Consider the following 20,387-nt stretch of genomic DNA (forward strand, 5'->3'; position numbering starts at 1 on the left):
TTTTTCACCCTAGACGACCACTCCTTCGCGGACGGCCGGTCGTGAGTGGCGATTCGGGTGAGAACCCGAATCGCCACTCACGACCACCTGGACCGAGGTCAGGCAGGCGGCTTCAGCGTGACGACGGTCGCGCTGGTCTCGCCGCGCGGCGTCCGGTACTTGATCTCGTCACCCTCCTTGGCGCCCACGAGCGCGAGGCCGAGCGGGCTGTCCGAGGTGACCGTGGAGGCGTCGGCGTCCTCGCCCGGGATCGTGACGATGTGTAGCTCGTCCTCGTCGCCGTCGGCGAACCTGAGGGTGACGGTGGTGCCGTCGGGAAGCAGACCCTTGCTGTTGCGCCCGCCGTGCTCGAGTTTCGCGGCGACGTCGGCGATGCGCCGGTCGAGGTAGGCGGCGGCCTCCGCGCGGTCCAGCACCTCCGCCTGATCGGCCGCGTCGCCGGTCCGTTCCTGCTCGCCGACGAGCGGCGCCATCGCGTCGCGCTGCGCACGCAGATCGGCGAGTTCCTTTTCCAGCTGCCGGCGTGCCGCCGGGCTGAACCCGTTGTCCCCTGTGGTCACCATGCCGGGCATTGTCCGCTACAGATCGGCCGCGAGCCACCTAGATTTTTCACCCGCTGTGATCGTCCAGGACGGTTGCCCTAAGCTTCAGGGCCCGTGTCCTGACTACTTGGTGTAAGGAACTTCGTGACCGCCGTTCCCGGCCGCAGCGCGCGGCTCTCCCCCAATCAGCTGCAGAAACAGGAACAGATCGTCGAAGCGGCGCGCATCGTGCTGGCCAGGGACGGGCTCGCCGGTTGCACCGTCCGTGCGATCGCGGAGGCCGGGCCGCTCACGAAGAGTGCGATTCATTACTACTTCGCGGACATCGACGTTCTGATCGACCGCGCGATGGCGGCGCACATCACAACGTTCACGGCCGATTTGCGCAAAATATCGGCGAAGCACGATCACCCGGACGAGCGGCTCTTCGCCGTGCTGGAGGCGTTCCTCGCCGAGTTCTCCGGCCGCCCGAACGCGGCCTTCCTCTGGTTCGAGTACTGGATCGCCGCGGGCCGCGCGCAGCATCCGCAGGCCATCGACGTCATGCTGACCTCGATCACCGAACTGCTCGCTGAGTTGCTCGCGCCGTTGGACGTCGAGGACCCGCGGGCCCGGGCGAGGGCACTGCTGTCCTATCTGCTCGGCGCGATCGTCCAGCAGCGCGTCCGGCGGCGGCCGTTCGCCGCACTGCGCGGCGACATCGAAGCGCTCTGTTTCGCGAACTACGGCTAGAAATACGCATTAGATCCGTACCGTTACGGATTGTTCGGTCCGGCCGGCTCCGGCCATGGTGGGGTTCCCTTCCCTTGCCCCACAGCTAGGAGACGACGATGCGCATCAGACGGTGCATGGCCGCGGCGATCGCGGCCGTCGCGGCGTTCACCATCCCGGTCGCCGCGAGCCCGGCGACCGCCGACCAGCAGGCCGAAGACGCGCAGGTCCAGATCTACGAGGTCTTCGGGACCGGCACCGCACAGCAGCGCACGCAGATCTCCCGGCTGGGCGTCGACGTCCTCGGCTCCGCGGGCGGCACCACGACGTTCATCGGCGAAGCGTCCGACGCGGCGAAGGTCCGCTCGCTCGGCTTCCGCGTCGAGCAGCGCGGCGTCGTCGACCGTTCGCCAGAGGTCAGCACGAACGCGATCAACGACTTCCCGCCGTCGGACTCCGGTTTCCACAACTACGCCGAGGTCACGACGGTCCTGCGCAACGCCGCTTCGACCTACTCGTCGATCGGGCGCCTGAGCAGTGTCGGGAATTCGTACCAGGGCCGCGCGCTCAACATGTTCAAGATCAGCGACAACGTCGCGACCGACGAGAACGAGCCCGAAGTCCTCTTCACCTGCGGTCAGCACGCGCGCGAGCACCTCACCACCGAGATGTGCCTGCGGATCGTGAACCGGTTCACCCAGGGCTACGCGTCCGACCCGGCGATCAAGCGCTTCGTCGACAGCACCGAGATCTACGTGATCCCGAACGTCAACCCGGACGGCTCGGAGTACGACATCTCCGGCGGCAGCTACAAGTACTGGCGCAAGAACCGGCAGGGCAACGGCACCGACCCCAACCGCAACTGGGGTTACAACTGGGGCTGCTGCGGCGGTTCGTCGGGCTCGACGACCAGTGAGACCTACCGCGGTCCCTCGGCCTTCTCCGCACCGGAGACCAGGGCGGTGTCGAACTTCGTGAACTCGCGCAAGATCGGCGGCGTCCAGCAGATCAAGGCGAGCATCGACTTCCACACCTATTCGGAGCTCGTCCTGTGGCCGTTCGGCTTCACCTACAACGACACCGCGCCCGGGATGACCGCGGCCGAGGCGCAGCGTTTCCAGACGGTGGGCAGGCAGCTGGCCGCGACCAACGGCTACACGCCGCAGCAGTCGAGCGACCTGTACATCACGGACGGGACGATCGACGACTGGATGTGGGGCACGCACAAGATCCTGAGCTTCACCTTCGAGATGTACCCGCGGGGTTCCAACCCCGGTTTCTACCCGCCCGACGAGGTGATCGTCCGGGAGACCACGCGTAACGACAAGGCCGTGGACCTCCTGCTGAACACCGCCATCGGCTGACAGCGACAGTCCGTGAAGGCCTCCTTCCCTACCTTCAGCGTAGGGAAGGAGGCCTTCACGGACTTTCCGCATAGGGTGCGGGGCATGCCGATGTTCGAATTCGAGGGGCACCGTCCCCAGGTGGATCCCGAAGCGTGGATCGCCCCCACCGCCACCCTGATCGGCGACGTCGTCGTCGAAAAGGGCGCTTCCGTCTGGTACGGCGCCGTCCTGCGCGCCGACTTCGGGCGGATCCTCATCCGCGAGGGCGCCAACATCCAGGACAACTCGGTCATCCACGTCAACGGCGGGGTGACCGAGGTCGGCAAGAACGTCACCGTCGGGCACCAGTGCCTCGTGCACGACTGCACGATCGGCGAGCAGGCCCTGATCGGCAACGGCTCGACCGTGCTCGACAAGGCGCAGATCGGGGCGAAGGCCCTCGTCGCGGCCGGTGCCACGGTGACGCCCGGCATGATCATCCCGCCCGAGACCGTCGCCATGGGCAGCCCGGCGAAGAAGCACGTCCCGCTCGATGGCGCCGCCCGCGGCTGGGTCGAGCACAACGCGGCGATCTACCAGGAGCTGGCGCGCAGGCACGCGGAGAGCGTCAAGCAGATCGATTGACTCTCCAGTAACTGGAGACCTTAGCTTCGGTCGCATGGCACCGAAGGCGAAGAAGAAAACCCACCAGGCGACTCTCGAACTGACCGCGGGCAACGCGCCGGTGGTCGACCTCGGCAAGACGCTCGGTCAGACCGGCGTAAACCTCGTCGAGGTCAAGAAGGCCTACGACGCGGCGACCGCCTCGCAGCGCGGCGACATCGTCCCGGTGGTCGTGTCGGTGTTCGAGGACCGCTCCTTCGAGCTGCGGCTGAAGACGCCGCCCGCGTCGTTCCTCATCAAGAAAGCCTTGGGCGGCAAGGGATCCGGCCGTCCGGGGCATGAGGTCGCCGGGAAGCTCACCCAGGATCAGCTGCGCGAGATAGCCGAACGGAAACTGCCGGACCTCAACACCGGCGATCTCGAAGCGGCCATGCGCACGATCGCGGGCACCGCCCGCTCGATGGGCGTCGCGATCGAAGAACCGTGAGGCGCAAGCACGTGATCGTCCCGCCTTTCCGCGACCTCGACCCGGAACTGGAGGTCGCGGAAAGGCTGCTGGCACAGGGAAATCCATGGCTCGCCGGGGTAGTGGCGGCACTGCCGGACGAACACGCGGCCGCGGACCGGCTCAACCGGATCCTGGCGGCCACCGGTGCGGCGCCACGGCTCTCCCACGCCGGAAACGCTTGGCGCGTGGTGCATGTGACATCGTGGCCGGGCTGCGGCGACCTGGTCACGGCCGCCTCCGGGCTGGCCGAACTGGTCGCGTTCGGCGGCTGGCGGCGGCTCAAACGCTGCGCCGTCTGCGCACAGGCGTTCTGCGATCGCACGGCGGGCTGCAGCCGCCGGTGGTGCGCCGGACATCGTCCGCACACCGAGCCCCGGCCCGTGCTCTAGGCTGGTCCGCACCAGCGACTGGCGCCATTTGAGGTGGAGCACCACCGGGAAGCGACGACAAGGCCGGTACCGCGCGCCTGGGTCCGGCCGTCTCTGGCAGGAGTACGTCCGATGACACACCAGCCCGAACTCTCCGCGCTCGCCGCCGCCGACCCGCAGATCGCGGGACTGGTCGAGGACGAGGCGAAACGCCAGCACGACAAGATCCGCCTGATCGCGTCCGAGAACTACGTCTCGCAGGCGGTGCTGGAGGCGACCGGCACCGTCCTCACCAACAAGTACTCCGAGGGCTACGCCGGCAAGCGGTACTACGAGGGCCAGCAGCTCATCGACCAGGTCGAAAACCTCGCCATCGAGCGCGCGAAGGCCGTCTTCGGCGTCGACCACGCCAACGTCCAGCCGTACTCCGGCTCCCCGGCGAACCTCGCGGTGTACCTCGCTTTCGCGCAGCCGGGCGACACCGTCCTCGGCATGGCGCTGCCGGACGGCGGCCACCTCACGCACGGCTGGAGCGTGTCCGCGACCGGCAAGTGGTTCACCCCGGTCCGCTACGGCGTCCGCAAGGAGACCGGCCGCGTCGACCTCGACCAGGTGCGTGAACTGGCGCTCCAGCACCGGCCGAAGCTGATCTTCGCGGGCGGCACCGCGATCCCGCGCACCATCGACTTCCCGGCGTTCGCGGAGATCGCCCGCGAGGTCGACGCGGTCCTGGTCGCCGACATCGCGCATATCGCCGGGCTCGTCGCCGGCGGCGCGCACCCGTCGCCGGTCGGGCACGCGCAGGTCATCACCACGACCACGCACAAAACACTCCGCGGCCCGCGCGGCGCGATGATCCTCTCCGACGCCGACCACGCGAAGGCCGTCGACAAGGCCGTGTTCCCCGGCCTGCAAGGCGGCCCGCACAACCACACGACCGCGGCGATCGCGGTGGCGCTGGGTGAGGCGCAGAAGCCTGAGTTCGCCGAGTACGCCCACGCGATCGTGGCCAACGCGAAGGCGCTGGCGGAGGCGTTGACCGAACGCGGCTACGACCTCGTGTCCGGCGGTACCGACAACCACCTGCTGCTGATCGACCTGACGAACAAGAACGTGCCGGGCAAACCCGCCGCGCAGGCGCTGGACCGCGCCGGGATCGAACTGAACTACAACACGGTGCCGTTCGACCCGCGCAAGCCGTTCGACCCGTCGGGCATCCGGCTCGGCACCTCCGCGATCACGACGCGGGGGCTCAAGCCGGAGCACCAAGTACAGGTCGCGGACTGGATCGACCGCACGATCACCGCGGCGGCGGCCGAGGAACAGTCCGCTTTGGACACCATCGCCGCCGAGATCCGCGAATTCCTCGCGCCGTTCCCGATCCCGGGTTACTCGGCCTAGTGGGCTCGTGAGTGATTTGGGTCGTCAGGACCAAATCACTCACGACCACCTGTACCGAACGCGAAAGGGCCCTTCACCACGTCAGACGCGGTGGAGGGCCCTTTCGGCTCAGCGACTTAGTGGGCCGCGCCGGAGGTTCGTGCGTCCAGCGGGAACCTGGATCAAACCCCGCACTCACGTGCTCTGAGCCGTATCCCACGTGCTCAAAGGCGGATCTCGCGTGCTTGGAGACCGCACACGCGAAATCCGCCTCCAAGCACGCGAGTCACGTCTCTGAGCACGCGAGTTCGGAGAACAGGGTGCACGTACTTACGACACGAACTTCAGACGCACGGCATTAGTGGGCCGCGGGACCGTCGATGGCTTCCTTGGCCAGCCGGTCGGTCTCACGCTCGAAGGAACGCTTGATCTCGGCCTCGGCGTCGGCACGCCCGACCCAGGACGAACCTTCGACGCTCTTGCCCGGCTCCAGGTCCTTGTACACCTCGAAGAAGTGCTGGATCTCGAGCTTGTGGAACTCGTTCAGGTGGTGGATGTCGCGCAGGTGCTCCAGGCGCGGGTCGTTCGTCGGGACCGCCAGGACCTTGTCGTCCGGGCCCTTCTCGTCGGTCATCCGGAACATGCCGATCGCGCGGCAGCGGATCAGGCAACCCGGGAAGGTCGGCTCCTGGACGAGCACCAGCACGTCGAGCGGGTCGCCGTCCTGACCGAGGGTGTCGTCGATGAAGCCGTAGTCGGCGGGGTACTGGGTGGCGGTGAACAGCGTCCGGTCGAGTTTGATCCGACCGGTCTTGTGGTCCACCTCGTACTTGTTGCGCTCCCCCTTGGGGATTTCGATAGTGACGTCGAATTCCACGCCGGCCTCGCTGCTCTCGTCTTTGGTACGCCCCGCCGTCGCGACGGCTCACCGAAATCATGGTCTTGTCTTCACTAGTGTGGACCACGGGGCCCCGGACGGTCGCATCGATGTGGCCGTATGTGAGCTTGGCCCCTTCCCCGGGCGGTGGATGAAGGAGTGTGGAGTGCCGGAAAACGATGACCCGAGGTGGCCGTCGGACGACAAGGACACCTCATCCACCGAGCCCAAGGGCGCCGAAGGGAACGGCGAGTCCACCGTCTGGTTGCCGATGTCGGGCCTGGCGAGCGGTAAGACCGAAGAGCTGTCCGTGCCGAAGGTCACACCTGAAAGTGGCTCCTGGTTCCAGCCCGTGGTCGAGGTCGAGGACGAACCGGACGTCCCCGAGACCCCGACCCCGCAGTGGTCCGCTTTCGCCCCGGTGACGCCGGTCGAGCCAAAGGAGCCCGAGGAGCCGAAGACGCTCTTCGTCAAACCCGTCCAGCAGCACGCGGACGAACCGGACTGGGACCAGTTCGACCGCAACGCCCGCACCCCGTCGCGGGACCCCGAGCCGACGCCCGAGGACCCTCGGGAACCTCAGCAGCAGGAACCCCAGCGCCAGGAGCCGCGTCTGGAGGAACCCCCGGCACCGCCGAATCAAGAGCCTCCGCGGCAAGAGCCGCAGCGCCGTCCTGAGCAGAACCGGGTCGAGCCGCCGCGTCCGGCGCCGGTCCCGTCGGCGAGCATGCACGCGCGGCCGGTCCGCATCGAGCCGACCGAGGAGCGCCTCGACTCCGAAGCCACCGTCGGCATGCGGCAGCCCGAACCGCCGTCGGAGACTCCCCCGGCCGCCGAGACCGAGGCCGCGCCCGCGCCGAAGAAGCGCAAGCGCAAGGTCTTCGTGATCACGACCGTGGTCGTCGTCCTGCTGCTCGCCGGGCTGGGCGGCGCCGCCGCGATGCCGAAGGTGTCGAACCGGCTCGGCCTGCCGTGGGCGCCGAACGCGCCGAAGGGCGACATCCCGAAGCCCGCCGGCGTCACCCGCGTCCTGCACGGTCCGGACGTCAACGGCTCCGGGCCCACGAAGGAAGGGCTCGCCGCCGCGCTCAAGGGCCCCGCCGGTTCCCCCGACCTCGGCACGCTCACCGGCACCGTCGTGGACGCGGCGACCGGCGACGTCCTCTGGGACAAGAACTCCGCCACCCCGCTGACCCCGGCGTCGACCACGAAGATCCTGGTCGTGGCGGCCGCGCTGCTGTCACTCGACCACGGGACGCAGATTTCGACGAAGATCGTCCAGGGCGCGGATCCGGGCACGGCCATCCTCGTCGCGGGCGGCGACCCGACCCTGACCTCGCTCCCGTTGGGCACCGACTCGCCGCTGTACCCGGGCGCGGCCCACGTCGACGACCTCGTCGCCCAGGTCAAGAAGGCCTCCGGCGGCAAGATCTCCAAGGTCCAGCTCGACGCGAGCCTGTTCAAGGGGCCGACGGCCGCGGTGGGCTGGGATCCCGAGGACACCGCCGCCGGGAACACCTACATGGCGCCGGTCGTCCCGGTGATGGCCGACGGCGGCCGCACCGATCCGAAGAACGACCACTCGCCCCGCGTCGCGAATCCGGCGATGGCGCTGACCCAGAAGATCGCCGGAAAGCTCGAAGCCCAAGCGGGCGGCACGGCGACGGCGCCGAAGGACGCGAAGGTGCTCGGCGAGGTCAAGTCGCAGCCGTTGACGGAGTTCGCCAACTCGCTGCTGCAGCTTTCGGACAACTTGCTCGGTGACGTCCTCGCCCGCCACATCGCGCTGGCGAAGGGCAAAGAGGCTTCGTTCGCCGGGGGCGCGAGCGCGACGATGGACGTGTTGAAGCAGGCCGGTTTCGACCTCACCGGTGTCCAGATCAACGACGGCAGCGGGCTGTCCGACCAGAACAAGATCCCGGCGAAGGTGCTCAGCGAGATCCTCACCGTCGCCGCGGCGCCGGACGGGCAGGACCCGAGGACGGCCAAACTGCGGCCGATGCTCGCCGGTCTCCCCGTCGCGGGTGGCAGCGGAACGCTGGAGAAGCGCTACGGCGATCCGGCGTCGGCGGCGGGCCGCGGCTGGGTGCGCGGCAAGACCGGGACGCTGTCCGGGGTGAACACCCTGGCCGGCGTGGTGCTCGACACCGACGGCCGGATGCTGGTGTTCGCGCTGATGTCGTCCGGTTCCGATCAGAACAAGGGCAGGGCCGCGCTCGACGTCGTCGCGGCGACGCTGCACAAGTGCGGCTGCCGCTGAGCGCACGACCGGAATCGGAGCGTGAGGAAGTCGCGGCTGAATTCGGCCTTTCAGCGGGTAGCGTCATAAGAGTGACTGAGGAAGCGCCGACCAAGACACGTTCGATGGTCGACTGGTCCCTGGCCGCCTCGACGGGTGCCCTCCTGGTGCGCGGCGGCCCGGTGGTCGATCGCGAAGAGGCCGAAGAAGCCGTCGCCGATCTACGCGAGCTGACCAGTGAGGCGGAGGTACACGTCCGCGAGCTGACCGGTCTCGGCCTCGACCTGCCGCTGCTGCCCGCCGAGGTCGTCGACAGGCCCGGCTGGGTCCGCTCGGCCGCCTCCGGGCTCGACGCGCTCACCGGCCGCGCGCTGCCGCAGGCGCAGGGTGGGCCGCTCGGACCCGTGCTGGCCTCCGGCGCCGGCGTCCAGACCGGGCTGGTGCTCGCGTTCCTCGCTTCCCGCGTACTCGGCCAGTACGACCCGTTCGGCGGGCCGGACCGCCGTGGCAGGCTGGTGCTCGTCGCGCCGAACGTGGTCGCCGCCCAGCGCGCGATGGACGTGCCGGGGCACGACTTCCGGCTGTGGGTCTGCCTGCACGAGTGCACCCATCGGCTGCAGTTCACCGCGGTCACCTGGCTGCGCGACTACTTCGCCGACGAGGTCGAGCGGCTGATCGGCGGGCTCGCCGGCCGCGACGCGGACGGGCTGAGCGACCTGGTCGGACGGCTGCCGGACACCATCAAGCAGATCGGCAAGGGCAAGACGGGCGGCGCCGGTCTCGCCGAACTGCTGCAGTCCCCGGGCGAACGCGCGGTGTTCGATCGGCTCCTCGCCCTCTCCACGTTGCTGGAGGGGCACGCCGACTTCGTGATGGACGCCGTCGGGCCACAGGTCGTGCCGAGTGTCGAGCTGATCCGGTCGCGGTTCACCGCGCGGCGCAAGGGCGGCGGGCTGATCGATCGCGTACTGCGCAGCCTGCTCGGGGTCGACGCGAAGATGCGTCAGTACGAACAGGGCGCGAAGTTCACCAAGCACGTCGTCGATGCCGTCGGCATGGACGGCTTCAACGCGGTGTGGACGTCGCCGAACACACTGCCGACCAGGGCCGAGATCACCGATCCGGCGGCCTGGGTACGGCGCCTGCACGGGTGAGCGGGCCGGATCCCGCGGTCGCGGCCGTGCGGACGGCCGTGCGGGACTTCCTCGCGTCGGCCGACGTCGGTGCCGAGGTGTGCGTCGCCGTTTCCGGTGGGGCGGACTCGCTCGCGCTCGCCGAAGCGGCCGCGTTCACGGGCTCCCGCGCGGGGCTGAAGGTGCGGGCGCTCGTCGTCGATCACGGCCTCCAGGACGGCTCCGCCGAAACAGCGGCGAAGGCGGCGAGTACCGCGAGTGAACTGGGCGTCGACACCGCCGAGGTCCTCACGGTGAAGGTCGTGGGCGCGGGCGGTCCGGAAGCGGCGGCACGCCGGGCCCGGTATGGCGCGCTGCGTTCGGCGCTGCCGGAGGGACACGGTCTCGTCCTCCTCGGCCACACCCTCGACGACCAGGCCGAAACCGTGCTTCTCGGCCTCGGGCGGGGTTCGGGACCGCGATCGCTCGCCGGGATGCGGCCGCACGACCCGCCCTGGGGACGACCGCTGCTCGGCGTCACCCGCGCCACCACCCGGCAGGCGTGCCGCGCGCTCGGCGTCGACCCCTGGCAGGACCCGCACAACGAGGACCCGCGGTTCACCCGTGTCCGATTGCGAACGGAAGTACTGCCCCTTCTGGAGGATGTGCTGTCGGGCGGAGTCGCGGCCTCGCTGGCCCGCACGGCGGCGCAACTACGCGAGGACACCGAGGCGTTGGACACACTCGCCGGAGACGTTTACCTGCATGCCTTCACCGAGGACGGGCTCGACGTCGCGGTGCTCGCCACCGAGCCGCCCGCGCTGCGACGGCGTGTCCTCCGCAGGTGGCTGCTGGACTCCGGCGTCCGCGAACTCACCGACGCTCACCTGCGTTCGGTCGACGCGCTGGTCGGGAACTGGCGGGGTCAGGGCGGGGTCTGGCTACCCGGCGACTTGGTGGCCGGGCGGGCGCATGGCAGGCTCTCGGTGTCAGCACCCCATTCCACCACCTAGAGGGGAACTCCCGTGTACGAAGGCGAGATCGCCTCCGTGCTCGTCACCGAGCAGCAGATCAACGACAAGATCGCCGAGCTGGCCGAGCAGGTCGCCGCGGATTACCCGGCCGACGGACCCGGCGCCGGGCAGGGAGACCTCCTGCTCGTCGGGGTGCTCAAGGGCGCCGTGATGTTCATGACCGACTTCGCCAGGGCACTCCCTCTTCCCTCCCAGCTCGAATTCATGGCGGTCTCCTCCTACGGCTCGGCGACCTCGTCGTCGGGTGTGGTGCGGATCCTCAAGGACCTCGACCGCGACATCGCCGGCCGCGACGTGCTCATCGTCGAGGACATCGTCGACTCCGGGCTCACGCTGTCCTGGCTCCTGAAGAACCTCGCCAGCCGCAACCCGGCCTCGCTCGAGGTCGTCTCGCTCCTGCGCAAGCCGGAGGCGGTCAAGGTCGACGTACCGGTCAAGTACATCGGGTTCGACATCCCCAACGAATTCGTCGTCGGATACGGCCTCGACTACGCGGAGCGTTACCGGGACCTGCCCTACATCGGCACCCTGGATCCGCACGTCTACACCTCGTGAGAACGGCTTGCCCGCGGCCGCGGAAATGCGGAACCCTGAGCACCGGGAACGCGTCATAGGCAGCGTTCGAGTGCGTTAACCTATGCGAAGACCAATGCCGACGCAGCCGTGTGGCCTGGCCCGGGGGAAACGGAGAGAGCTCAGATGGGGAACAGCAGCTTGGCGGACGCGAACGCGTTCAAGAACGCCGCGGCCCAGGGTCAGGTCGGGATCGACCCGGACGCGGCCCAGACCGTCCTGAACAAGATCCGTACCGGCAAGGACGCCATCGAGGCGCTGCTGAACCGGTCGGGGGACCTGGGGCAGGCGCCGAAGCTGGGTGACAACCCGGTCGGGCACGCCATCGCCGCGAAGGTCGCGAACCGCGCCGACGGCGGAGGCGACTCGTACGCCGCCGCCCTCCAGAACCTGTACCAGCAGTACGAGGCCGCCGAGTCCGGCATCGTGACCGCCATGGCGCGCTATCACGAGATCGACCAGGACGCGGCCCGGCCGTTCCGTAACGTCTGAGGGGGAGTCAGAAAGCCATGCCACCGAAGCACAGCGCCGACTCTTACGGCGAGAGCAGCAGCACCCCGGTCCAGCTGGGCGACAACGGGCAGTCCGAGGGCATCGTCTCGTCCGCGCGCGGCCGTTCGGACGGCTTCGAGATCGGCGCCGACCGCGCCATCACGAACCCGCCGAACTGGGAGAACGCCCCGACCAGCCAGGACCTGTGGAACCAGGCCAACCTGGGCAACGACCCCAGCACGGCGACCGCGCTCAGCCAGACGTGGAACGCGCACGGCGGCCAGCTGAACCAGGCCTCGAACGATCTCTACAACGCGATCTCCGAACTGGGCGCCGCCTGGATCGGCCAGGGCGCGGCGAGTGCGCAGGGCGCGCTGGTCGCCATCGCGAACTCGGGCTCGCAGGCCTCCGAAGCCGCGGTCACGATGTCGCACAGGCTGCAGAAGCAGGCCGACGCCGCGACCAAGGTCAAGCTGATGCCGAAGCCCACCGACTACAGCCCGGAAAAGGCGATGGGCCAGGCCCTCGCCGCGGGCCCGCTCGGCATGGTCACCGACCAGAAGCCCCTCGCCGACCAGGACAAGGAAGTGCGGGCGGAGCAGGCCAGGTTCCTCGAGGCCTACACCAAGGAGATGAGCGAGGTCGACAGCTCGACCCCGAGCTTCGGCCCCGAATCCCTCGGCATGAAGCCGACGGCCACGCACAACAGCGCCTCGTTCAGCGGGGTCGGCAACGTCGGCGGCGGCATCAACTCCGGCGCCGTCTCCGGCACCCCCGTTCTCGCCGGCACGCACGGCTACGGCGGCGCGCAGGGCGGCCCGCACGCCGCGGCCGTCCACGGCGGACCGGACTCGGGCGTGTTCTCGCAGGCCGGTTACACCCCGGCCGCGCCGGCTTCGGGTGTCGCGACCGGACCTGGCGCCGGTGTCGCTTCCGGCGCCGGTGCCCCGATGGCCTCGCCCGCCCCCGCCACGGGCGGCAACGGGCTCGGCCAGGCACTCACCGCGGCCGCGCTCGGCGGCGGTCTCGGCTACGCCGGCGCGAAGGCGCTCGGACAGGGCAACAAGTCCGGCGCCAAGGAAACCGAGGGCACCGGTGCCGCGGCGACCGACAACGCTCCCGCGCAGAGCGCCGCGTCCCAGGCCGTGCCGCAGCAGGGCATCGTGTCCTCCAGCGGCACCATCGGTGGCGGCGCCACCCCGCCGATGCAGGGCATGGGCGGCGGCATGGGCATGGGCGCCCACGGCGCGCAGGCCGACCAGGAAGAGGAGCACACGCACGCGTCGTTCCTCATCGAGCCGGACCCGGACGACGCCTTCGGCGCCAACGAGGCGACCCCGCCGCCGGTCATCGGCGCCTGGACCGAAGACGACGATCGCTAGAGACGGTTTTCACCGGGCGCGCGGCCGAACCGGCCGCGCGCCCGCTGACCTGTATGGGGGCGTTTTATGGCGAACGGTGAATTGCTCACGGGAGTCGAAATGGACTTCCTGTGGGAGGGCGCGAACGCCGGTGAGCTGCCGTACCCGCTGCGGCTCCGTTCGCACGGGGCGACCGTGGACGAGCGCGGTGCTTTGCGACAGCAGGTTCTCCAGTCGCTGAACCAGCGCCGTCTCGCCGACGAGCGCGGGCGACCGGAACCCCATATCGAAGACTTCTTCGGCGTCCTCGCGAGGCCGGACCTGAGCCTGGACTGCGTCCAGCTCAACAACCCCAACACCGAACCGCTGCTCGCGGTCGCGTCGATGCTCGGCGGCCAGGGCCTGCTGACGGTCCAGGACCCGCGCGGTTTCCACTTCCACCCCATCGCCCCGGACGGCCTCGCGAGCGCGATCGTCTCCCTCCTGCCGCCGGGTTCGCGCGGCACGGAGAAGTCGATCACCCTTCCGCTGGACGGACTCGTCGGCGCTTCGGGAGCGGACTTCCTCCAGCGGCGCCAGCCGCAGGTCGACGGCCGGGCCACCTCCGACGAGGACCGCAAAGCCCTCTCTCGGCTCCAGGCCCAGCCGCGGCTGCGCGGCGGCCAGTTCGGCGCCAACGCGCGCAGCCGCCACGGCACGCGGAGCCGGTCCGCCGTGCTGAGCTGGTTCGACACGCAGTCGGGCCGGTACTTCACCCAGGCCACCCGCGGCTCCGACGGCCGGGACTGGATCACCGTCGCGCCCGCGGACCCGGCCACCCTGCGGCACCGGCTCACCGAGATGCTGGGGAAGATCGCTTCCGAAGCTTCTGTCGCGCTTTAAGTAGGGGTAAGTCAAAGGTGTCGTGGCGTGGGACCGGTGCCGCTTCTGCGTACGCGTTCTCCTGGTAGTGAAGGCCTCCTTGCCTACTCTGAGGGTAGTGAAGGAGGCTTTCGCTACTTTCGGATGTGATCGCTGGTGTCGGTGGGGCGGCTGTGACCTTGGCGCCCGGTCGGGAAGTACATGAAGGTCCCCTTCACGTACTTCGGCACTCGGGGCGGGGAGTCTGAACACGCGAGATCCGGGTCTGAGCACGCGAGTGCGGTGTCGCGTCACCCAGCCTGCCGCTCTCGTCCGAGCCACGACACGTTCGCCTTACCCTCGATAAGTACCTCTCGCGTGCCATGAAAGGTCCTTTCCTTGCAAATTTCGCAAGGAAAGGACCTTTCATGGCGTTCGGTGGGCAAGACCCGTGCCCTTTCGCCCATCCGCCCGCCGCTTGTCGTACCCCTTCGCTATCGTGAACCTTCGGGGCCGCCCTGACGCACAGCGACCAGCCGCGTACAAGGCCCCGCAGCAAGAGCCAAGGTGCCGGGAGGGCACGGAGCAATGCATCAGGAACACTTCACGCCGATGGCGTTCGACTTCCTCTGGGAGTCCGCCGAACTCGGCGACCTGCCGTATCCGCTGCGGAACCGCTCGCACGGCGCGACCGAGGCCGAGCGCCGGGCACTGCGCAATCGCACCGACGTCGAACTCAAGGCCCGCGGCATCCGTGACAGCCGGGGGCGGTTGGATCCGAGGATCGAGGACTGGCTTTATCTCCTCGCCCGCGGCTCGCTGACCATCGACGCGCTGCACATCCCCGAGTTCCAGGCCCCGACGGTCGCCGTGCTCGGCGCCACCGACGGCCGCGACGGCGTTCTCGCGATCCAGGACCAGACCGGGATCTGGCTGCGCGAGGCCCCGGCCGACGGACTGCCGACCGCGGTCGTCGACCTGCTGCCGCCGGGACAGCGGGGCTCGGAGGCGTCCGTCACCCTGCCGATAGACGACGCTCGCCGTACCCCGCCGATCCGCGCCGCCGTCAATCCGACGAAGCAGACCGAAGAGCCTGAAGCGGCGAAGGCCCGTCGCAAGGAGAAGTCCCGCGTCTCACTCAGTGAACGCATCACCGCGGACCCACGCGAGGCGTTCGGCAAGCTCACCGGCCAGCCGCGGCTGCGCGGCGGTCAGCTGGCGGCGAACAGCCGGTCCCACGTGGGCGCGAAGCAGCGGTCCCGCGTCCTCGGCTGGTTCGACACCGCCAGCGGGCGCTACCTCAGCACGTCACAGGCCGGACCGGACGGCCGCGAATGGGTCACCGTCTCACCCGCCGACGTCAAAGCACTGCGCACGCGGTTGGGCGAAATGGTCGCCGGTGTGGCGGTCGACACACGTTAGGGTGACCGGCGCATCCCCCGTCCGGGAACCCTCGCGAGGTGTCCGCCGTTGACGTCCGAGAGGCTCACCGCCCTCGTCCGTCCAGGCGGGCGGTATCCTGAGGGGTGGGTGTCGGAGCACCATGGGTCGTCAAGATCATGATGGCGGGTATCACAGCAGCCGCCCAACCAGGAAGGGTCGAGGCCACCAGGGCCGAGTCGTATGAACCGGAAGAGCGTGCTCAAGAACCCAGTGCTCTGGATTCTCGCGGCGGTACTGGCGTTTCTCGCGTACAACACGATCTTCGACAGTGATCGTGGCTATACCCAGGTGCCGATCTCGGTCGCGAACCAGCAGATCACCGCGAACAACGTCAAGGAAGCCTCGCAAGAGGACAAGGAGCAGCAGATCAAGCTGCTCCTGAACAAGAAGATCGAGGTCGAGGGCCAGCAGGTCGACCAGATCATCGCCCAATACCCGGCGAACGTCGCGGGCACCGTCTACGGGCAGCTCATCGGCCTCAAGAACGGTGACAACCCGGTCAAGTTCACCACCAAGGTCACCCAGCAGAACGTCCTCACCCAGATCCTGATCTTCGCCATCCCGTTGGCGCTGGTGCTGGGCCTGCTGATGTGGATGATGAACAACGCCCAGGGCGGCGGGAACCGCGTCCTCAACTTCGGCAAATCGAAGGCCAAACAGCTCAACAAGGACATGCCCAAGACGACCTTCGGGGACGTCGCGGGCGCGGACGAGGCCGTCGAAGAGCTGTACGAGATCAAGGACTTCCTGCAGAACCCGGCGCGCTACCAGGCACTCGGCGCGAAGATCCCCAAGGGCGTCCTGCTCTACGGGCCGCCCGGTACCGGTAAGACGCTGCTCGCCCGAGCCGTCGCCGGCGAGGCGGGCGTGCCGTTCTACACGATCTCCGGTTCCGACTTCGTCGAGATGTTCGTCGGTGTCGGCGCCTCGCGGGTCCGCGACCTGTTCGAGCAGGCCAAGCAGAACGCGCCCTGCATCATCTTCGTCGACGAGATCGACGCGGTCGGCCGCCAGCGCGGCGCCGGCCTCGGCGGCGGCCACGATGAGCGCGAGCAGACGCTGAACCAGCTCCTCGTCGAGATGGACGGCTTCGACGCGCGCGGCGGCATCATCCTGATCGCCGCGACCAACCGCCCCGACATCCTCGACCCGGCGCTCCTGCGTCCCGGCCGGTTCGACCGCCAGATCCCGGTGTCCGCACCGGACATGCGCGGCCGCAAGGCGATCCTCGAGGTGCACGCCAAGGGCAAGCCGATCGCGCAGGGCACCGACCTGAGCGGTCTCGCGAAGCGGACCGTCGGCATGTCCGGCGCCGACCTCGCGAACGTGCTCAACGAGGCCGCGCTGCTCACCGCCCGCGAGAACGGGCACGTGATCACCGATGCCGCGCTGGAGGAATCCGTCGACCGCGTCGTCGGCGGCCCCGCCCGCAAGAGCCGGATCATCTCCGAGAAGGAGAAGAAGATCACGGCCTACCACGAGGGCGGGCACGCGCTCGCCGCGTGGGCGATGCCGGACATCGAACCGGTCTACAAGCTGACGATCCTGCCGCGCGGACGCACCGGCGGTCACGCCCTGCTCGTCCCGGAGGACGACAAGGAGCTGATGACCCGTTCGGAGATGATCGGGCGCCTGGTCTTCGCGATGGGCGGCCGGACCGCGGAGGAGCTCGTCTTCCACGAGCCCACCACCGGTGCCTCCTCCGACATCGAGCAGGCGACCAAGATCGCCCGCGCGATGGTCACCGAATACGGCATGAGCGCCCGCCTCGGCGCGGTCAAGTACGGCCAGGAGCAGGGCGACCCGTTCCTCGGCCGCTCGGCGGGCCGCCAGGCGGACTACTCGCTCGAGGTCGCGCACGAGATCGACGAGGAGGTGCGCAAGCTCATCGAGACCGCGCACACCGAGGCGTGGCACGTGCTGAGCACCTACCGCGACGTGCTGGACGAGCTGGTCATCGAGCTCCTCGAGAAGGAGACGCTGACCCGCAAGGACCTCGAGCGGATCTTCGCGACCGTCGAGAAACGCCCGCACATCACCATCTTCAACGAGTTCGGCGAGCGGAAGCCGTCGGACAAGCCGCCGATCAAGACCCCCGGCGAGCTGGCGATGGAGCGCGGCGAGCCGTGGCCGCCGCCGGAGGAGAAGAAGGAGCAGCCGGTGCTGCAGCCGGCGCCGACCCCGGTCGGCACCGCGCAGGGTGGCGGCGACCTCCCCGGTGGTCCGCCGTACGGCGCCCCGGTTCCGCCGCCGGATCCGAACGCCAACCCCTACGCTCCGCCGCAGCCGGGCGCGCACCCCAACGGTGGCCGCCCGAACGGTGGGCCGAACGGCACCGCCCACTGGCCGCAGGCATATGGTGGTCAGCAGCCGGGCGGTCCGGCAGGTGGTTACCAGGGTGGGCCCGTCGGCGGCCCGCCGAACTACGGGGCTCCTCCCGGATGGACCCCGGCGACCCAGCCGGGCGGCCAGCCGAGCCAGCCCTGGCGTCCCGCCGAAGACCGCCCGCGTGACGGCTGGTTCGCGGACCAGCCCGGCCAGCCCGGCGGTCAGCAGCAGGACGAAGGACGACAACGGCGTGAATCCGACGGACAGGACGACACCAAGCGGTAACGGCGCGAGCCCGGTCTTCGACCAGGACCGGGCGGAGAAAGCCGTACGCGAACTCCTGCTCGCCTGTGGTGAGGACCCGGACCGGGACGGTCTCCTTGAGACCCCGGCCCGGGTCGCTCGCGCCTACCGGGAAATGTTCGCCGGGCTCTACACCGAACCGGACCACGTCCTGGACCGCACGTTCGACGAGGCGCACGAAGAACTCGTGCTCGTGACGGACATCCCGATGTTTTCGGTCTGTGAACATCATTTGCTGTCCTTCCACGGCGTCGCCCACGTCGGCTACATCCCCAACGAGCACGGCAAGGTCACCGGACTGTCCAAACTGGCCCGGCTGGTCGACCTCTACGCCAAGCGCCCCCAGGTCCAGGAGCGCCTCACCTCCCAGGTCGCCGACGCGCTCATGCGCAAGCTCAACCCCCGCGGCGCGATCGTCGTGGTCGAGGCCGAGCATCTCTGCATGGCCATGCGCGGCATCCGCAAACCCGGTGCCAGGACGACGACGTCGGCCGTGCGCGGGCTGCTGCAGTCTTCGGCGTCCTCGCGGGCGGAGGCGCTGGACCTGATCAAGGGCCGTCGATGAACGCCCTGCCCCGGCCGGGTCGGTGCGCGGTGATGGGCATTCTGAACGTCACCCCGGATTCCTTTTCGGACGGTGGCCGTTATCTCGGGGTCGAGCAGGCGTTGGAGCACGCGCACGAGATGTGGGCGCGCGGGGCGGATCTGATCGACGTCGGCGGGGAATCGACGCGGCCGGGTGCGTCCCGAGTGGACGCCGAGACCGAGATTTCCCGGATCCTGCCGGTGATCCGTTCGCTGGCGGTGGACGGTCTCGCGATGTCCGTGGACACCACCCGTGCCGAGGTCGCGGCCGCCGCGATCGAGGCGGGCGCGTCGGTGATCAACGATGTTTCGGGCGGGTTGGCCGATCCGAACATGGCGAAGGTCGCCGCGGAGGCCGGTGTCCCGTGGGTGCTGATGCACTGGCGCGGGCACAGCAAGGACATGAACGCGCTGGCGTCCTATGAGGACGTCGTCGGGGATGTTCGCGCCGAACTGCTGTCCCGAGTGGACGAAGCGATCGCTGCCGGGGTCGACCCGGGTGCCGTCGTGCTCGATCCGGGACTCGGGTTCGCGAAAAACGCCGAACATGACTGGGCGCTGTTGAACGGCCTGAGTTCCTTTTTGTCGTTGGGTTTTCCGGTGCTCGTCGGTGCTTCGCGCAAACGGTTCCTCGGTCGCCTTTTGTCCGGAAAGGACGGAAAGCCCGCTCCGCCGGACGGCCGGGAGGATGCCACCGCCGCCGTCTCCGCGCTGGCCGCGTCGGCGGGCGCGTGGGGTGTCCGGGTGCACGAGGTCGGCGCCAGTCTGGACGCCGTGACCGTCGCGGCCGCTTGGCGGAAGGGGAGTCCCGATGTCTGATCGCATCACGCTGACCGGTCTGCGGGTCTTCGGCAGGCACGGGGTCTTCGATCACGAGAAGCGAGACGGGCAGGAGTTCGTCGTCGACATCGTCGTGTGGCTGGACCTCGGCCCGGCCGCCGCGTCCGACGACCTGACCAAGACCTTGCATTACGGCGAACTCGCCGAACTCGCGGCCGGGATCGTGGCCGGTGAACCGTACGACCTCATCGAGAGTGTCGCCGGGAAGATCGCCGAAGAGGTCCTGCGGGACGAGCGGCTGACCGCCGTCGAGGTGACGGTGCACAAGCCGTCCGCGCCGATCCCGCTGAACTTCGACGACGTCGCCGTAACGGTGTTTTCTGCGCGCGCTGCCGAAAACGCGCCCACGGGGCGCGAGCCGAGACGGCGGGAGCGATGAGCCGCGCGCTCCTCTCGCTCGGTTCCAACCTGGGGGATCGGCTCGCGTTCCTCCAGTCGGCCGTCGACGCCGTCCGGCCCGCGGTCGTCGCGGTGTCGTCGGTCTACGAGACGAAGGCGTGGGGTGTGGAGGACCAGCCGGACTTCCTCAACGCCGTCGTGCTGGTCGACGACCCGGCGCGTGATCACTGGGACTGGCTGCGCACCGGACAGGCCGCCGAGCAGGCGGCGGAGCGCGTGCGCGAACTCCGCTGGGGTCCGCGCACGCTGGATGTCGACATAGTGACCGTGGACGGGGTGCGTTCCGACGATCCGCGGTTGCTGCTCCCGCATCCCGGCACGCCGGAACGTGCGAGCGTGCTGATCCCGTGGTTGGAGATCCAGCCCGACGCAGAACTCTCCGGCCACGGTCCCGTCGCCGACCTCCTCGCCGCCCGCCCCGCCTCGGACCGCGACTCCGTCCGCCCGACCTCCCTGCGTTTAGTCCTCTAAATGCGGTGGTTGGTGCCACGAACTACCGCATT

At 69.2% G+C, this 20,387-nt stretch carries 21 protein-coding genes; 19 read left to right on the top strand and 2 right to left on the bottom strand.

From position 1 onward, the window contains the following. Window positions 1–98 precede the first annotated feature (98 nt). On the bottom strand, window positions 99–563 hold the full coding sequence (locus ACZ54P_RS04460; protein WP_465460118.1) for a GreA/GreB family elongation factor: 465 nt from the start codon (window positions 561–563) through the stop codon (window positions 99–101). A gap of 123 nt (window positions 564–686) precedes the next feature. Between ACZ54P_RS04460 and ACZ54P_RS04465 the strand changes: the two genes are divergently transcribed. The 6 genes from ACZ54P_RS04465 (at window position 687) to ACZ54P_RS04490 (ending at window position 5,479) form a co-directional block, all read left to right on the top strand. Next, the gene (locus ACZ54P_RS04465) at window positions 687–1,274 is read left to right on the top strand and encodes a TetR/AcrR family transcriptional regulator (protein ID WP_465460119.1); all 588 of its coding nucleotides are present in this window, start codon (window positions 687–689) and stop codon (window positions 1,272–1,274) included. 116 nt (window positions 1,275–1,390) lie between these two features. After that, window positions 1,391–2,617 carry a M14 family metallopeptidase gene (locus ACZ54P_RS04470; protein WP_465460240.1) on the top strand — a complete coding sequence of 409 codons (1,227 nt, stop codon included), beginning with the start codon at window positions 1,391–1,393 and terminating at the stop codon, window positions 2,615–2,617. A gap of 84 nt (window positions 2,618–2,701) precedes the next feature. Then, window positions 2,702–3,223, top strand: coding sequence for a gamma carbonic anhydrase family protein (locus tag ACZ54P_RS04475; RefSeq protein WP_465460120.1), 522 nt, complete (start codon window positions 2,702–2,704; stop codon window positions 3,221–3,223). Between the two features lie 34 nt (window positions 3,224–3,257). Further along, a complete protein-coding gene (locus tag ACZ54P_RS04480; RefSeq protein ID WP_465460121.1) occupies window positions 3,258–3,689 on the top strand; it encodes an uL11 family ribosomal protein in 432 nt (143 codons plus the stop codon). Window positions 3,690–3,700: 11 nt separating this feature from the next. Next, window positions 3,701–4,099, top strand: coding sequence for a CGNR zinc finger domain-containing protein (locus ACZ54P_RS04485; protein ID WP_465460122.1), 399 nt, complete (start codon window positions 3,701–3,703; stop codon window positions 4,097–4,099). 111 nt (window positions 4,100–4,210) lie between these two features. Next, window positions 4,211–5,479, top strand: coding sequence for a serine hydroxymethyltransferase (locus ACZ54P_RS04490; protein WP_044853713.1), 1,269 nt, complete (start codon window positions 4,211–4,213; stop codon window positions 5,477–5,479). Between the two features lie 337 nt (window positions 5,480–5,816). Here ACZ54P_RS04490 and ACZ54P_RS04495 read toward each other — a convergent pair whose 3' ends face one another. Beyond that, a complete protein-coding gene (locus ACZ54P_RS04495; RefSeq protein ID WP_465460123.1) occupies window positions 5,817–6,335 on the bottom strand; it encodes an inorganic diphosphatase in 519 nt (172 codons plus the stop codon). 151 nt (window positions 6,336–6,486) lie between these two features. Between ACZ54P_RS04495 and dacB the strand changes: the two genes are divergently transcribed. From dacB to folK, 13 genes are all read left to right on the top strand, one after another. Beyond that, window positions 6,487–8,595, top strand: coding sequence for a D-alanyl-D-alanine carboxypeptidase/D-alanyl-D-alanine endopeptidase (dacB, locus tag ACZ54P_RS04500; RefSeq protein ID WP_465460124.1), 2,109 nt, complete (start codon window positions 6,487–6,489; stop codon window positions 8,593–8,595). Between the two features lie 104 nt (window positions 8,596–8,699). Continuing rightward, the gene (locus ACZ54P_RS04505) at window positions 8,700–9,728 is read left to right on the top strand and encodes a zinc-dependent metalloprotease (RefSeq protein ID WP_465460241.1); all 1,029 of its coding nucleotides are present in this window, start codon (window positions 8,700–8,702) and stop codon (window positions 9,726–9,728) included. Further along, window positions 9,725–10,699: a tRNA lysidine(34) synthetase TilS gene (tilS, locus tag ACZ54P_RS04510; RefSeq protein ID WP_465460125.1), complete on the top strand. Its 975-nt coding sequence runs from the start codon at window positions 9,725–9,727 to the stop codon at window positions 10,697–10,699. Before ACZ54P_RS04505 ends, tilS begins: the two co-directional genes overlap by 4 nt. A gap of 12 nt (window positions 10,700–10,711) precedes the next feature. Continuing rightward, window positions 10,712–11,275 (top strand): hypoxanthine phosphoribosyltransferase, encoded by a 564-nt coding sequence (hpt, locus tag ACZ54P_RS04515; RefSeq protein ID WP_465460126.1) that lies wholly within the window; start codon window positions 10,712–10,714, stop codon window positions 11,273–11,275. A 144-nt stretch (window positions 11,276–11,419) separates the two neighbouring features. Then, the gene (locus ACZ54P_RS04520) at window positions 11,420–11,785 is read left to right on the top strand and encodes a hypothetical protein (RefSeq protein ID WP_465460127.1); all 366 of its coding nucleotides are present in this window, start codon (window positions 11,420–11,422) and stop codon (window positions 11,783–11,785) included. A 17-nt stretch (window positions 11,786–11,802) separates the two neighbouring features. Beyond that, window positions 11,803–13,167 carry a WXG100 family type VII secretion target gene (locus tag ACZ54P_RS04525; protein ID WP_465460128.1) on the top strand — a complete coding sequence of 455 codons (1,365 nt, stop codon included), beginning with the start codon at window positions 11,803–11,805 and terminating at the stop codon, window positions 13,165–13,167. Window positions 13,168–13,233: 66 nt separating this feature from the next. After that, the gene (locus tag ACZ54P_RS04530) at window positions 13,234–14,028 is read left to right on the top strand and encodes an ESX secretion-associated protein EspG (protein WP_465460129.1); all 795 of its coding nucleotides are present in this window, start codon (window positions 13,234–13,236) and stop codon (window positions 14,026–14,028) included. 546 nt (window positions 14,029–14,574) lie between these two features. Then, window positions 14,575–15,408 (top strand): ESX secretion-associated protein EspG, encoded by an 834-nt coding sequence (locus ACZ54P_RS04535; RefSeq protein ID WP_465460130.1) that lies wholly within the window; start codon window positions 14,575–14,577, stop codon window positions 15,406–15,408. Between the two features lie 201 nt (window positions 15,409–15,609). After that, a complete protein-coding gene (gene ftsH / locus ACZ54P_RS04540) occupies window positions 15,610–18,042 on the top strand; it encodes an ATP-dependent zinc metalloprotease FtsH (RefSeq protein ID WP_465460131.1) in 2,433 nt (810 codons plus the stop codon). Then, window positions 18,008–18,625, top strand: a complete 618-nt coding sequence (gene folE, locus ACZ54P_RS04545) for a GTP cyclohydrolase I FolE (protein WP_465460132.1) — start codon at window positions 18,008–18,010, stop codon at window positions 18,623–18,625. The genes ftsH and folE overlap by 35 nt, the downstream gene beginning before the upstream one ends. Then, complete coding sequence (folP, locus tag ACZ54P_RS04550) at window positions 18,622–19,464, top strand: dihydropteroate synthase (protein WP_465460133.1); 843 nt, start codon at window positions 18,622–18,624, stop codon at window positions 19,462–19,464. Before folE ends, folP begins: the two co-directional genes overlap by 4 nt. Next, window positions 19,457–19,864, top strand: coding sequence for a dihydroneopterin aldolase (gene folB / locus ACZ54P_RS04555; protein ID WP_465460134.1), 408 nt, complete (start codon window positions 19,457–19,459; stop codon window positions 19,862–19,864). Before folP ends, folB begins: the two co-directional genes overlap by 8 nt. Beyond that, entirely contained in the window at window positions 19,861–20,355 is a 495-nt protein-coding gene (gene folK, locus ACZ54P_RS04560) for a 2-amino-4-hydroxy-6-hydroxymethyldihydropteridine diphosphokinase (RefSeq protein ID WP_465460135.1), read from the top strand. The genes folB and folK overlap by 4 nt, the downstream gene beginning before the upstream one ends. The last annotated feature ends 32 nt before the right edge of the window (window positions 20,356–20,387 follow it).

The sequence above is a fragment of the Amycolatopsis sp. NPDC034160 genome, from assembly GCF_055575355.1.

Coding starts and splice junctions, on each gene's coding strand:
- ACZ54P_RS04460 (WP_465460118.1), bottom strand. CDS start 563: ATGGTGACCACAGGGGACAACGGGTTCAGCCCGGCGGCACGCCGGCAG.
- ACZ54P_RS04470 (WP_465460240.1), top strand. CDS start 1,391: ATGGCCGCGGCGATCGCGGCCGTCGCGGCGTTCACCATCCCGGTCGCC.
- ACZ54P_RS04475 (WP_465460120.1), top strand. CDS start 2,702: ATGCCGATGTTCGAATTCGAGGGGCACCGTCCCCAGGTGGATCCCGAA.
- ACZ54P_RS04480 (WP_465460121.1), top strand. CDS start 3,258: ATGGCACCGAAGGCGAAGAAGAAAACCCACCAGGCGACTCTCGAACTG.
- ACZ54P_RS04490 (WP_044853713.1), top strand. CDS start 4,211: ATGACACACCAGCCCGAACTCTCCGCGCTCGCCGCCGCCGACCCGCAG.
- dacB (WP_465460124.1), top strand. CDS start 6,487: ATGAAGGAGTGTGGAGTGCCGGAAAACGATGACCCGAGGTGGCCGTCG.
- ACZ54P_RS04505 (WP_465460241.1), top strand. CDS start 8,700: ATGGTCGACTGGTCCCTGGCCGCCTCGACGGGTGCCCTCCTGGTGCGC.
- ACZ54P_RS04520 (WP_465460127.1), top strand. CDS start 11,420: ATGGGGAACAGCAGCTTGGCGGACGCGAACGCGTTCAAGAACGCCGCG.
- ACZ54P_RS04525 (WP_465460128.1), top strand. CDS start 11,803: ATGCCACCGAAGCACAGCGCCGACTCTTACGGCGAGAGCAGCAGCACC.
- ACZ54P_RS04530 (WP_465460129.1), top strand. CDS start 13,234: ATGGCGAACGGTGAATTGCTCACGGGAGTCGAAATGGACTTCCTGTGG.
- ACZ54P_RS04535 (WP_465460130.1), top strand. CDS start 14,575: ATGCATCAGGAACACTTCACGCCGATGGCGTTCGACTTCCTCTGGGAG.
- ftsH (WP_465460131.1), top strand. CDS start 15,610: ATGAACCGGAAGAGCGTGCTCAAGAACCCAGTGCTCTGGATTCTCGCG.
- folP (WP_465460133.1), top strand. CDS start 18,622: ATGAACGCCCTGCCCCGGCCGGGTCGGTGCGCGGTGATGGGCATTCTG.
- folB (WP_465460134.1), top strand. CDS start 19,457: ATGTCTGATCGCATCACGCTGACCGGTCTGCGGGTCTTCGGCAGGCAC.
- folK (WP_465460135.1), top strand. CDS start 19,861: ATGAGCCGCGCGCTCCTCTCGCTCGGTTCCAACCTGGGGGATCGGCTC.